A 13,609-nucleotide genomic window follows, 5' to 3' on the forward strand; every position below is an offset into this window, starting at 1 on the left:
CGGCCTAGAGCGTGTCCCGGCCATAGGGGATGCGGTTCAGCCGTTCCCCCACACGGGTACTGCGTGCCCGCGCCCGGCTCAGCCTGGTCAGTTCACGCTCGCGGCGCTCCACCAGGACTGCCGCCAGGTATTCTTCCGGGCCTGTGCCGGCAGGCGGCGGCGGGGCCACACAGGCTGAAACCTCGTTGGCCAGCGACGCCGCCATTGATGCGCGCGACGACGGCGACATCCGGCCGGCCTGGCGGATGAACTGCGCGGCCCGGCGGGCTACGGCGTCCGGTATCCGGCCGATGTCAGCCAGCGCAGCCCAGGACCTCAGATGCGGAGGAACGAACGGGACAAACGGCGGTTCCGCGGGCACACGGCGCCGGAGCGAGTAGGTTCCTGCGACAACATCCCCGAGCCGCTTGGACTTGTCATTGAACAGCGCGACGGCGATGGCCAGCCCGCCGAACGTCATGTAGATCTCCAGGAATCCAATGAGGCCACGGATCAGTGCGTGGCGGAACCGGATGGCGCCGCCGTCGTCCCGCACGATCCGGAGCCCGGCGGCCAGCTTGCCAAGCGACAGGCCCCGGGTGAGGGTCTCCACCGCCACGGGGAGGATCACGAAGCAGAACACCACGCTGACCAACACCAAAGTGCGCGCCGCCGCTCCGTCCAGGTCGCTGTAGGCGGACGCAATCACTGCCATCATTCCAATGAGGAGGACTATGTTGGCGATGACGTCCAGAATCACGCCCAGAGCCCGCGCCGCGAACGACGCCGGGCGCAGCTCCAGTACAACTGCTTCACCTGTGATGATTGAGCTCAAGCCGGGTCCCCGTCCCTACACGCCACCTACGAACGCTCACAGTCTAATCCGGGCGCGCTAGGGTAGTGCCGTGGACATCGATGCGTTCTCCGCGGTCAACGGGGACAAATGGGCGCGGCTCTACGTGCTGGCGTACAAACGGCGGCTCAACGGGAGCGAGGCCGACGAACTGCTGCGCCTTTATCAGGCCACGTCATCGCATCTGTCCCTGCTGCGCTCCGTTGCGCCGGAGAGCGGGCTCTCCGCCACGCTGTCGGCCACCCTTGCGCAGGCCCGCACCCGCTTCACCGGGGCACGGTCCAACTTCATGGACGACCTCGCCGGGTTCTTCGTTATCGCGCTGCCGGCGGCGTTCTACCGGCTCCGCTGGCTTACCGTCTGGTGCGGTCTGGCGTTCTGCCTGATCGCGGGCGCGTACGCGCTGTGGATCGCCACGTCACCGGATGCGCTCCGTGCCCTCGGGTCGGACTCCGCGATCAAGCAATACGTCGAAAAAGACTTCATCGACTACTACTCGGAGAATCCCGCGGCTTCATTTGCCGGTGCCGTCTGGACCAACAATGCGTGGATCTCGGCCCAGGCGGTGGCCCTCGGCATCACCGGCTTCTGGGTTCCCATGATCCTGTTTGGCAATGCCCAGGGCGTGGGTGTCGCGGCAGGCGTCTTCGCCGCCGTCGGCAAATCGGATGTGTTCTTCAGCTACATCCTTCCCCACGGGCTGATGGAGCTCACCGCGGTGTTCATTGCCTGCGCGGCCGGGTTGAAGATCTTCTGGGCGCTGGTTTCGCCGGGGCCCCGGACCAGGGGCCAAGCCGTGGCGGCGGAAGGACGTTCCCTGATCACCGTGGCACTGGGACTTGTCCTGGTGCTGTTCGTCTCCGGCCTCGTGGAAGGGTTCGTCACACCCAGCGGCCTTCCCGTGTGGGCGAAGATCGGAATCGGCGCCGCGGTACTCGCTGCGTACTGGACCTACGTCCTTGTCTGCGGCCGGCGCGCCTACCGTTCCGGGGCCAGCGGCGATCTGGACAGCGCGGATGCCGGGTACACGGCCCTGGCCGCCTGATTCCCGCTCCTGAATCCCGCTGCCTGAATCCGGTGCGGAACGGGGTGGCACCTCCCGCCATGGAGTGCCTGACGGTAGGCTCATCTGGAGATAAAGTAGCGTTGCCTGGCGGTGTCAGGGCAGCGCGGACGCCTACGGAAGTGAAGCTGCAGTGACTGAGAAGACTCCCACCCCGCCGAATCGGCAGGATCCGCATCTGGATCCCGCCGATGACACTGACGAACCCGCGTTCGACTGGATGAAGCCCGCCGCTGCGGGAGCAGGCACAGCGGTAACGGCAAAGGGAGCAGCCCCGGCCGGAAGGGCGGCCCCTGACGCTGCCAAGGACCAGCCGGCAGCGTCCGCCGGTACCCCGGCACGCCAGGGCGGGACGGCCCAGACCGCTGCATCCCCGACCGCTGCATCCCCTAACGCTACAAGCCAGGCCGCTACATCCCGGACCGGAACGCCGCCGGCTGCCGCGCCGCCCCAGGCCGGGAGCCGCGCGGACCGCAAAGCCGCGGAGGCCGCCGGCGAGCCCGCAGCCTCCGAGCCGCAGGGGAGGGGGACGCACTTCCGGGAACCACTCCCCACCTCGGCACTCCAGGTGCGCCCGCCGCAGGATGAGGTGGCGCGCCGGAACGCCGAGCGCGAGCACGCTGCCAACACCAAGCCCGTCCTGCCCCGCGTGATGCAGGTCCTGCTGGCTGCCTTCTACCCGGTGATCCTGTTGGTCCTTGCCGTGCGCGCTGTCACCAGCCCGTTGTTCCTGTGGGTGGAATACAACCGTCCCGGTTTCCCCGGCGACGGTTACGGCTTCAGCACCGATGACCGCATGACGTACGGGTCCTACGCAGTGGACTACCTCAGCAACTGGTCCGGCCCGCGGTATCTCGGCGAGCTCGTGAACCGCAGCGGCGATCCGCTGTTCCAGGAAGGCGAAGTCAGCCACATGGCCGACGTCAAACTGGTCATCCTGTCCGCTTTTGCCGGGGGCACGCTGCTGATCCTGCTGGCCATCATTGCCATCATCTACCTGCGGCGCCGCAGCACCGGGGGAGTCCGGCGCGGCCTGTTCGCCGGCTCCATCGTCACCCTCGTGATAATCCTTGGGCTGGGCACACTGGCGGCGCTGGGCTGGCAGCAGTTCTTCACGGAATTCCACCGGATCTTCTTCGCCAACGGGACTTGGACGTTCGCCCTGGAAGACACCCTCATCCGGCTCTTCCCGGGACAGTTCTGGGTTGATGCCGGGATCGTAATCGGAGCCCTCGTGCTGATCGCCTCCGTAGTGACGCTGGTCCTTACCTGGCCCACCAGGAAGCGCCGGGGCATTGCCAAGGACGGTAACGCCAAGGACGGCGCTGCAAAGGACGGGACAGCCCAGGACGAAGCAGCCGCGGTGTAGGCAGCCCCGGGTGCCGCGGACCGCCCCGGTGCTAGCGGTACAGCCTGTTGATGTGCTCCTCGAAGTCGCTGACGACGGCGGCCCGCTTGAGTTTCAGCGACGGCGTCAGGTGGCCTGACTCAACCGTGAATTCAGTATCCAGCAGGGCGAAGCTGCGGATGGACTCCGCCTTGGACACCAGCTGGTTGGCCTGGTCGATCGCGCCCTGGACAGCCTCGCGGACCTGGTCATCGGACGTGGCTTCGGCAACACCCATGACCGGAATCTTCCGGGCCGAGCACCAGTTTTCCAGGCCTTCCGGATCGAGGTTGACCAGCGCCGAAACGAACGGCCGCCCGTCGCCCACCACCACGGCCTGCGCCACGAGCTGATGCTCCCGGATTTTTTCCTCCAGCGGTCCGGGTGCCACGTTCTTGCCTCCGGCGGTCACGAGGAGATCCTTCTTGCGGCCGGTGATGGTGAGGAATCCGTCCTCATCCAGCGAACCGAGGTCCCCGGTGCGGAGGAACCCGTCCACAAATGCTTCCGCGTTGGCGGCCTCGTTGGCGTGGTAGCCCTTGAAGACGCCGATGCCCTTGACCAGGATCTCGCCGTCCTCTGCGACCCGGATGGTGGTTCCGGGCACGGGGATGCCCACCGTGCCCACCCTGGTCCGCGACGGGGTGTTGGCGGTGCACGGGGCCGTGGTCTCGGTGAGCCCGTAGCCCTCGAGCACGGGGATTCCTGCGCCGCGGAAGAAGTGCGCATCGTTGGAGCTCAGCGGGCTGGCGCCGGAAACGGTGTACCTGACCTGGCCACCGAATGCCTGGCGCAGCCTGGGGTAGAGCAGCCGGTCAAAGACGGCGTGCTTCGTGCGGAGCACGAGGCCGGGCCCGGTGCCCGTTCCGCGGGCCGCAGCGTCGAGGGCCTTGGAGTAATCGATGGCCACAGCGGAAGCAGCGGCGAACAGCCGCGTCTTTCCGGCGAGGTCCGCCTTATGGCTGGCACCCGCATGGACCTTTTCAAAAATCCTGGGCACCACCAGCAGGAAGGTGGGCTTGAAGGTGGCCAGATCCTCCAGCAGCTGGGCGGCACCTGAAGTGTGGCCCAGCGTTACTCCGGCGCTGAGGCACACCACCTGGACGGCGCGGGCCAGGACATGGGCGAGCGGGAGGAACATCAGCGTCCGGGCACCCTCCTGCCGCAGGAGCTCAGGCAGGAATTCCACAATGTTGGCGGCCACGAGGGCGAAGTTGCCGTGCGTTATCTCGCAGCCCTTGGGCTTGCCGGTGGTCCCGGAGGTGTAAACCAGCGAGGCGACGTCGGCCAGGCCTGCTGTGCTGCGGTGCCGCTCCAGCTCCGCGTCGGTGACCCCGGTGCCTGCCGCGGCGAGGCTCGCCAGGTTGGGTGCGGCGCCGTCGTCGTCCATCCGCACAACCGTCAGCACAGCGTTGCCGAGCAGCTCGGAGTCCGCCAGGACGCCGGCCACCAGTTCCTCCTTGGCCCGGTCCTCGACGAACACCCTGCGGGCGCCGGAGTCGTGCAGGATCCACTCGACCTGGGTAGCCGAGGAGGTCTCATAAACCGGAACGGTCACGCCGCCGGCAAACCAGATGGCGAAGTCCACGAGGGTCCACTCGTACCGTGTTCCGGACATCACGGCCACGGTGTAGCCCGGCGCCAGGCCCCCGGCGATCAGGCCTTTGGCAAGTGCCCTGGCCTTATCCAGGAACTGCCCGGCCGGGACGTCAACCCAGCCGTTGGGACCCTTGCGGGAGTACACGGCGTGGGAAGGGTCCTTGGCCTGCTGCCCGAGCAGCAGGTCAGTGACGTTGCTGTCCTGATCCAGCTCCACGAGCAGTTCAGTGCTTGCTTCTCTCACAGCCAGTCTCCGTTCCGGATCCGTGGTTCGATTTCCCGGTGCCGCGTTCCCTTGTTCGTGGTTCCGCCGCACACGCGGCACCCCTGCAATCCTGCCCTAGATCCAGGACGGCATCCACATCCGGAACCGCCAGTCCTGGTAAGGAATGATTTCCGCGGTCCAGATGGGGTAGAAAAACGCCGAGAGCAGCACGGCGCCGGCCACAAACAGCACCACCAGGTACAGCCCGGAGCGTCGGCGCCATAACGGGTCCTCCCGTCGTCCGAGAACCAGGCCCAGGCAATACGTCAGGGCGAGCACCAGGAACGGTTCAAAGGACACGGCGTAAAAGGTGAACATGGTCCGTTCCGGATACAGGAACCACGGGAGGTAGCCCGCGCCGACCCCCGCCAGGACGGCACCGGCCCGCCAGTCGCGGCGGCCTGCCCACCAGAAGAGCAGGATCACCAGCGACACCGTGGCGCTCCACCAGATCAGGGGATTGCCCACCGAGAGGATGGCCGACGTGCAGCTGGCAACGTCGCAGCCAGGGCTTCCCTGTTTGGGGGACTCGTAGAAGAACGACGTGGGGCGCCCCATCACCAGCCAGCTCCAGGCGCTGGCCTCGTACGGGTGGTCGGAGCTGAGCCCCTGATGGAATTTGTAGGCTTCCAGGTGGTAGTGGGCCAGGGACCGCAGCGGCCCCGGGATCCAGCCCCACTGGGCCGAGGGGTTGGTGTCGGCCCAGTGGCGGAAGTACGCATCCTTCGACTGGAACCAGCCGGCCCACGTGGAAACGTACACCAGGGCGGCAACCGGGACGATGCTCAGGAAAGCGGGAATTCCGTCCTTGATGATGCCGCCGCTGATCCAGCCGCGGATCCCCGCGATCCGGCGCGCGCTCAGATCCCAGAAGACGGTCAGCAACCCGAAGGCAGCCATGAAGAACAGTGCGGACCACTTGGTGCCCACGGCCAGGCCCAGGCAGACCCCGGCTGCAACGCGCCACCAGCGGACACCCAGCCACGGTCCGGAAACCAGCTGAAGCACCGACGGCCTGCCGTCCGCGGCTGCGGCGGACTCGCGGCCCAGCTTCGCGGCCAGCCGCCGCCGGCCGTCGTCGCGGTCCATCAGGAGCGCACCGAAAGCGGCGAGGATCCAGAACATCAGGAAGATGTCCAGCAGGGAGGTCCTGGACATCACCAGGTGGTGGCCGTCCACTGCCAGCAGGAGGCCGGCCACGGCCCCCAGGGTCAGCGAATGGAAAAGTTTCTGCGCGATCAGGGCGATCAGGAGGATGGACAGGGTCCCGGTCAGCGCCGCGCTGAACCGCCAGCCCAGGGGGTTATCCGGGCCGAACAGCCACATTCCTGCCGCGATCATCCATTTGCCCACCGGCGGGTGCACCACGTACTCCGGGGAGGACAGGATGACTTCAGGATTCCCTGCCACGAAGGATTCGTTGGCCTTGTCGGGCCAGCTCCGCTCGTAGCCGCTGACCAGGAGCGAATAGCCGTCCTTGACGTAGTACGTCTCGTCAAACACCAGACTCCGGGGAACCTCCAGGCGGACAAAACGAAGGACGCCGCCGATCGCCGCCGTGATGGCCGGAATCAGCCAGAACCATAGCCGCAGCGACGGCGGATAGTCCCGCCAACTGCGGATGGTTCCGAGCAGCCGTTCCTGGAGGGCGCTTTCCGTGAAGGCCTCCCGCGGCCGGCGGATCCACCGGTGCCCCTCAAGGTTTCGTCCCAACGTCCCGGACGCCGGCTGTGCCGGGCTGGCTGAGTCGGCCTCGACAGGAGGTACGGAGGTCTGCGTCACGTGCCCATGCTACCTTTTGGCGCTGGAAGAGCCTGCCAGCAGTAGGCTGGTCGTGTGGACCAAAAACTAAGCTCTTCCCGCCCGAACGGCTCCGATGGCGCCAGCAGCACCGACGACATCGTCGCTACCGACGATGCCGACTGGGCGCCCGACGTCGCGGCCGATGCCACGGACGAGGACTGGAGCAGGGATTCGGCTGCGGCTGCGGCGCCGGCCGGGGAACCGGCGGTCCGCTCCACGGCAGGGCAGCCCGGCAGGATCGTGCTTGCGGCGACCCCCATCGGCAACGTCGGCGATGCCTCCCCGCGCCTGGTTGAACTCCTCACCACGGCGGACATAGTTGCCGCCGAGGACACCCGGCGCCTGCACCGCCTGGTGCAGAACCTGGGGGTCACTGTGGGCGGGCGGGTGATCAGCTACCACGAGCACAACGAAGCGGCGAAGACCGCCGAACTCCTGGACCAGGTGCGCGCCGGGAAAACCATCGTGATGGTGACCGACGCCGGTATGCCCGCCGTCTCGGATCCGGGTTTCCGGCTCGTTGAAGGTGCGGTGGCGGCCGGACTGACGGTCACCGCGGTGCCGGGACCGTCCGCGGTCCTGACGGCCCTCGCGCTGTCCGGCCTGCCCACGGACCGGTTCTGTTTTGAAGGGTTCCTTCCCCGCAAGGCGGGCGAACGCGCCTCCCGCCTGTCGGACCTCGACGCCGAACGGCGGACCATGGTGTTCTTCGAGGCGCCCCACCGGCTTGAACCGATGCTGCGCGCGCTGCGGGAGCGCTTCGGACCGGACCGCCCGGCTGCCGTGTGCCGTGAGCTGACCAAGACGTACGAAGAGGTAATCCGCGGCTCGCTGCGTGAACTTCTCCTGTGGGCAGAGACCAACGAGGTGCGCGGGGAAATAGCCGTCGTGGTGGGCGGTGCGCCGGAGCGGGAACCCGGCAAACCCGAGGACCATGTGGCCGCCGTCAACGGCCTGATTGCGCAGGGAATCCGGCTGAAGGAGGCCGTGGCTGCCGTGGCCGAGGACGCCAAAGTCAGCAAACGGGAGCTCTACTCCGCGGTCCTGGCCGCCCGCTAGAATCCGGGTCCGGAGCTTGTGCAGCTGCACAGCAAAGACTGAAGTGCATAGTGCGCGCATGCATAGACGCTCCGCAGCGCGCGGCAGTACCGTGGCTTTAAAGCAGCCGAGAGCTGAACCCATCCCCAACACCAATTGCTGACGAGGGAGTCATCGTGACTGTAACTGCACAGCCCACCGTTACTGCGGAGCGCGAGAGCGAGCTGCTCGCTTCTGTTCCGACCGGACTGCTGATCAACGGCGAGTGGCGCCCGGCGGCGTCCGGTAAGGCGTTCGACGTCGAGGACCCCGCCACCGGGAAGGTGCTGCTGAGCATCGCTGACGCCGGTCCCGAGGACGGCAGGGCCGCCCTGGACGCGGCCGCTGCCGCGCAGGATTCCTGGGCGCAGGTCCCGGCCCGTGAACGCGGGGAGATCCTGCGCCGTGCCTTCGAGATGGTCACCGAGCGTGCCGAGGACTTCGCGCTGCTGATGACCATGGAGATGGGCAAGCCGCTGGCCGAGGCCCGCGGCGAGGTCACCTACGGCGCCGAATTCCTGCGCTGGTTCTCCGAGGAAGCCGTCCGCGCGTTCGGCCGCTACTCGGTCTCCCCGGACGGGAAGTCCCGGCTGCTGGTGACCAAAAAGCCGGTAGGCCCGTGCCTGCTGATCACGCCGTGGAACTTCCCGCTGGCCATGGCCACCCGGAAGATCGCCCCGGCCGTGGCCGCCGGCTGCACCATGGTGCTCAAGTCCGCGAACCTGACCCCGCTGACCTCGCAGCTGTTCGCCGCCGTGATGATGGAGGCCGGCCTGCCCGCCGGTGTCCTGAACGTCATCCCGACCTCGACGGCCGGTGCCACCACCGGGCCGTTGATCAAGGATCAGCGGCTGCGCAAGCTCTCCTTCACCGGTTCCACCGAGGTGGGCCGCCGGCTGCTCTCGGACGCCTCCGAAACGGTGCTGCGGACCTCGATGGAGCTCGGCGGCAACGCCCCGTTCGTGGTCTTCGAGGACGCCGACATTGACGCCGCGGTTGCCGGGGCGATGCTGGCGAAGCTGCGGAACATGGGCGAGGCCTGCACCGCCGCCAACCGGTTCATTGTGCACGAGTCCGTCGCAGCCGAGTTCGCGGAGAAGTTCGCCGCGAAGATGGCGGACATGACCACCGCCCGCGGCACCGAAGCGCACTCCAAGATCGGTCCGCTGATCGATGCCAAGAGCCGGGACAAGGTCCACGAACTCGTCACCGACGCCGTAGCCTCCGGGGCCGTGGCCGTGGCCGGCGGCGGACCGGTGGACGGGCCGGGCTACTTCTACCAGCCCACCATCCTCACCGGCGTCACCGAGGGCACCCGGATCCTGTCCGAGGAAATCTTCGGACCCGTCGCGCCGATCATCACCTTCACCACCGAGGACGACGCGATCCGGCTGGCGAACAACACCGAATACGGCCTGGTCGCGTACGTCTTCACCAAGGACCTGAACCGCGGCATCCGGATGGGCGAACGCCTCGAGACCGGCATGCTCGGCCTGAACGCCGGCGTCGTGTCCAACGCCGCCGCACCCTTCGGCGGCGTCAAGCAGTCCGGCCTGGGCCGCGAAGGCGGCCTCGAGGGCATCGAGGAATACCTCTACACCCAGTACATCGGCATCGCCGACCCCTACGCCAGCTAAGCAGTTCGCTGGCTAAGCAGTTCTCCGGCGCAGGCTAGCCCTGCCGCAGGCGTCGCAGGCCGTCGCGCACCGTCCGCCAGGACCGCGCGGCGGCCTGCCCCAGTTTGGCGGCGGGACGCGAGATTGCCCGGAAGGGCGCCGAGGCTATGAGTCCCCAGCGATTCATGACCGAGGGCGGCAGCCACTCCGCCCGGAGCCGTTGGGGCAGCCGTGAGTGCCGCCGCAGGGATGCCTGGGTCCGGGCTATCCTGTCGGCAGCCGAAACCGCGGCGGAAGGTTCGCCGGCCAATGCGGCGTTTTCGGGAATACCGGCAGGACGGCCGTACTGCTGGCGTTCAAAGTCAGCGGTGAGCGAGGCAACCGCCCGCGCACCGGCGTCGTCCGCTCCATCCGGCCCGCCCAGCGCACCCGATTCGCGAAGCCTGCCGGAGAAATGCCGGGGAGTTTCGCTGACGCCGGGAGCCAGGCCGTAGTCGGTGGCAAGGTCCCGCAGTTCAGCCCAGGCCGAGGCGGCCGTGCTGCCGCCGGGGGAGGGCGAGCCCCTGAGCCGTCGGGAGCGAAGCCCGGCCCGCACTATCCGGGGCGAGGCGGCGAGCAGGGCAAGGAGCAGGATGCCCGCGGCCCCGTAGAGCGGCAGCCTCAGCGCGTGTCCGGCTTCACCGGAGGAGTCGAGTCCGGGCAGCGGCACGGGCGTGGCGCCGGGTGTAGCGCCGGGGGTGGCGGCGCTGGACGGGATGAGGCCGTCGTTGTTTTCGTTGGTGCTGGCACCGCCGGGGGTGGAGGCCTGAGAAGCGTAGTCCGGCACCACTCCACGCGACGGGGTGGGCTCGAACGCAACCCAGCCGAGGCCCTGGAAGTAGAGTTCGGGCCAGGCGTGGGCGTCCCTGGAATCAACTTCGTATTCAGTCAGGGCGCCTTGCCCGGGAACCGAAACCGTGGCACCGGTGGACCTGCCGGGGGCGTAGCCCACGGCAATGCGGCTCGGAATTCCTTCCAGCCTGGCCATGACAGCCATGGCCGAGGCGAAATGGATGCAGTAGCCGCTCTTTTGCGTCAGGAAGTCCGCCAGGACAGAGAGGCCGTTGCCGTCATAGCCGCCCTGGACGGGGGACTGCAGGGAGTAGGTGAATTCCACGGAGCGCAGGTAGTTCTGGATGGCCATGGCCTTGGCGTACGCAGTCCGGCTTCCCTCCGTCACGGTGTCCGCCGTGGTGCGCACGATGTCCGGCACGTTGTTGGGCGGGCGGATGAACTCCTCCGAGATCCCGCGCACGGGCGCCGATGACTGGGCCAGCAGCTCCGGCGTGAGCCGGGGGGAAGTCGACTGCACCACGTACTGCTGATTGCGCGCGTTGGTGTCCACGCCCTTGATGCTCAAGGTGGCCGGATCCCAGCTCCACCGTCCGTCAAGGCCATTGACCGAGTCGGGAGCGTACGGCACCGGCAGGTACGGGCTGGTGAAACGTCCGGTGTCGACCGCCGTGACCGTGCGGACCTGCTCGTCAGCGAGAACCTCGTAGCCGACGTCCATCCGGCCGACCCCCACCCGGCGGGAAGCGTCACGGTCGTCCGGTGACCAGGAATCGCCGTCGAACCGGTCCACGGTGACCGAGCGGAGGTACTGCGGGCGGCTTGCGTTGGAGGCGTAGGTGATGCGCCCGTCGCCGGAGGGACTCCGCAGGCTGTTGCCCAGGCTGATCATCGGGTTCAGCCCGGTGGAGGAACCCCACGGATTCAGCCGGGAACCCTGCGGGAAGGTGCCCTGGTCGAAGCCGGGAACGGCGAGGGGGAGGAGGAGGGCGATGACCAGCGCCATGCCGCCGGTGAGTGCCGCCCGGCGGAACTGTCCGGGGTTGCGGGCAGTGTCCGCCATGGTCCGGTTGTCCGGGGCGAACCACTGGCTGCAGGCCAGGATCATCAGGTACCCGGCAGCGGCAGCGGCGAACCCCCACGGGCCGACGCTCTGCGGCTTGACCATGGCCGGCACCACCAGGATGGCAAGGAGACCCAGTCCGCTGGTTGCCGGCAGGGCCAGCGGCACGGCGAGGGCATCGACCAGGATGGCCACCAGCCCCAGGACAGCGCACGTGACCAGCACGATGCCGGCGTTGGGCGCGACCGGGGAGCTTTCAGCCAGGACGGTCTCGCTTGCCCGCCGCAGGTACCGGCCCAGCTGCGCCATGGTGTCCCCGGAGGGGATGAAGCCGGCAATGCTGTCCCTGCGGAAGAACGTGAACGTCAGGATGAAGACGAGGGAGGCAAAGCCTCCCAACGCCACCAGGAAGGGCTGGGCGCGCAGCGACCGCAGGACCGCCATGGCCAGGGCCACAACGCAGACGGTGGTCAGCACCGGCACGTACCAGGCCCAGCCCCGGAGTACCCCGTTGAGGGAGAGCGCGGCGCCGGCCACAGATACGGCGACGGCGGCCGCCATCACCCACGGGTGCGCGCCAACCCGGCGCGACTGTGCGGACGAGGCCGGTGACGGTGCCAGGACTTCGGGGGTACGGCCGGTGTCCGCACCGGAGTGCCGCTGGGGAGTCAGGGTCATCGGCTGACTCCCGTGCCGCGGCGGACATCCGCGGCGGCCGTGGCGGCTGCCGCATCGCGCTGGTCGAAATAGGACCACGCCGCCGGTACCGACGTGCCGGGGGTAACGGCCACAGCCCGCCAGCCGCCGGACCTCAGCGATTCCAGGGCGGACTGGCAGTCGCCCGGATGGTCGGTGACGACAATCGCGAACGCGTTGGCCCCGAACCCCGCGCCGGCGGACAGGGAGCGCGCCTCTGCGGCCTGCAGATGTCCGAGGATGGCCAGGATGGGGCCCCGCTGCCGGTGGGCGGAGAGCTTGTCGATGAGCCTGTCGTCGAAGGGGTGCAGGCCTGACTCAGGCGCCGGACCATGATGGGCGCCGGTCAGCTGGATTGCGGCCAGGCTCTCCGCAATGGACTGCAGGCCGCCGGACCCGGTGTATTCCTCCGCTTCCGGTTCGGGTGCCGAAGGCGAGTGGAGGAAGGCCGGTTCTCCCGCGGAATCGAGGAACCGCAGGGCATAATTGCGTTCCGCCAAGTGGGCGCTGACGGACATGGCCGCCGTAACGGCCCATTCGAACGTGTCGCTGGTCACCAGATCGTGGCCGTCCTCGCCGGAGGTGGCGGAAAAGGCGGCCCCGGGTCCGCGCGCAAACGCCGCCCACCGATGGTCGAGGATGATGGTGGCCTCCGGAGTGGTGACCGACTCCTCCTGCCGCACCATCAGGGCGCCGTGCCTGGCCGTCGCAGCCCAGTGCACCCGGCGCATCGGATCTCCGTGGCGGTATTCGCGGGTCATGACGTCGTCGTCGCTCGGATTCGCACGGATCCGCGTGGCCGTGACGCCGTCGTTGCCGCGCGCGCCGGCGAGTCCGGTCGCAGGGAGCTCGACGGCGGCGGGCGTCACGGTCAGCGTGTCGCCGTCGTCGATCGCGTGGCGGTGCAGCGAGAGCCCGAAGGGGTCCGTGAACTCGGCCGTCACCGGGCCGATGACGAACTGGCCCCGTTTGCCGGAACGGAGGTGGTATTCATAGCGGCTGGTCCCGCCGACGGCGGAGCGGGCCGGGAACCGGAAGGCCGGCGAGTCGCCGAACCGCGGCGGAAGGTGTTCCTCCATGATCACCTGGCCGGTGGCTATCCCGGTCCGCGCCACGGCGAGCCGCACGGTGGTGGTGGAGGATGTTTCCACGCTGGCGGGGTTGAACTCGCGGTACACCCTGAACCTGGGTTTGAGGACGCGGATCCCCGCGAGGGAGACCAGCGGCAGGACGACCAGGAGGATGCCGAGCGTCAGCAGGTCCCGGCGGCCCATCACCTGGGCCGCGAGGAGCGAAACCACGCCCGCGGCCAGCAGCCCCCAGCCGCGCGTGCTGAAGAGGTGTGCCGGAAGCCTGTCCGTCAGGGCCATCGTGGTG

General features: G+C 68.3%; 9 protein-coding genes. 4 read left to right on the forward strand and 5 right to left on the reverse strand.

From position 1 onward, the window contains the following. Nucleotides 1-4: 4 nt before the first annotated feature. The gene (locus AB0N24_RS02720) at nt 5-814 is read right to left on the reverse strand and encodes an RDD family protein (protein WP_364120087.1); all 810 of its coding nucleotides are present in this window, start codon (nt 812-814) and stop codon (nt 5-7) included. Nucleotides 815-884: 70 nt separating this feature from the next. On the opposite strand from AB0N24_RS02720, the gene AB0N24_RS02725 reads away from it, so the two are divergent. Both AB0N24_RS02725 and AB0N24_RS02730 read left to right on the forward strand, forming a co-directional pair. Beyond that, nucleotides 885-1,877 (forward strand): stage II sporulation protein M, encoded by a 993-nt coding sequence (locus tag AB0N24_RS02725; RefSeq protein WP_364120090.1) that lies wholly within the window; start codon nt 885-887, stop codon nt 1,875-1,877. Between the two features lie 151 nt (nt 1,878-2,028). Then, nucleotides 2,029-3,264 (forward strand): TIGR01906 family membrane protein, encoded by a 1,236-nt coding sequence (locus tag AB0N24_RS02730; protein ID WP_364120093.1) that lies wholly within the window; start codon nt 2,029-2,031, stop codon nt 3,262-3,264. A gap of 31 nt (nt 3,265-3,295) precedes the next feature. On the opposite strand, the gene AB0N24_RS02735 is transcribed toward AB0N24_RS02730, so the two are convergent. Further along, a complete protein-coding gene (locus AB0N24_RS02735; RefSeq protein ID WP_364120096.1) occupies nt 3,296-5,125 on the reverse strand; it encodes an AMP-dependent synthetase/ligase in 1,830 nt (609 codons plus the stop codon). 96 nt (nt 5,126-5,221) lie between these two features. After that, nucleotides 5,222-6,928, reverse strand: a complete 1,707-nt coding sequence (locus AB0N24_RS02740; protein ID WP_364120099.1) for a phospholipid carrier-dependent glycosyltransferase — start codon at nt 6,926-6,928, stop codon at nt 5,222-5,224. Nucleotides 6,929-7,186: 258 nt separating this feature from the next. On the opposite strand from AB0N24_RS02740, the gene rsmI reads away from it, so the two are divergent. Continuing rightward, nucleotides 7,187-8,008, forward strand: a complete 822-nt coding sequence (rsmI, locus tag AB0N24_RS02745) for a 16S rRNA (cytidine(1402)-2'-O)-methyltransferase (protein ID WP_364120629.1) — start codon at nt 7,187-7,189, stop codon at nt 8,006-8,008. 155 nt (nt 8,009-8,163) lie between these two features. Next, nucleotides 8,164-9,663, forward strand: a complete 1,500-nt coding sequence (locus AB0N24_RS02750; RefSeq protein ID WP_364120101.1) for an NAD-dependent succinate-semialdehyde dehydrogenase — start codon at nt 8,164-8,166, stop codon at nt 9,661-9,663. Nucleotides 9,664-9,697: 34 nt separating this feature from the next. Here the strand turns inward: AB0N24_RS02750 and AB0N24_RS02755 are convergent, their stop codons facing one another. Next, on the reverse strand, nt 9,698-12,214 hold the full coding sequence (locus AB0N24_RS02755) for a DUF3488 and transglutaminase-like domain-containing protein (protein ID WP_364120104.1): 2,517 nt from the start codon (nt 12,212-12,214) through the stop codon (nt 9,698-9,700). Beyond that, a complete protein-coding gene (locus AB0N24_RS02760; protein ID WP_364120107.1) occupies nt 12,211-13,602 on the reverse strand; it encodes a DUF58 domain-containing protein in 1,392 nt (463 codons plus the stop codon). The genes AB0N24_RS02755 and AB0N24_RS02760 overlap by 4 nt, the downstream gene beginning before the upstream one ends. Nucleotides 13,603-13,609 lie beyond the last annotated feature (7 nt).

Source organism: Arthrobacter sp. NPDC093128 (genome assembly GCF_040683875.1).
Classification (GTDB): domain Bacteria; phylum Actinomycetota; class Actinomycetes; order Actinomycetales; family Micrococcaceae; genus Arthrobacter.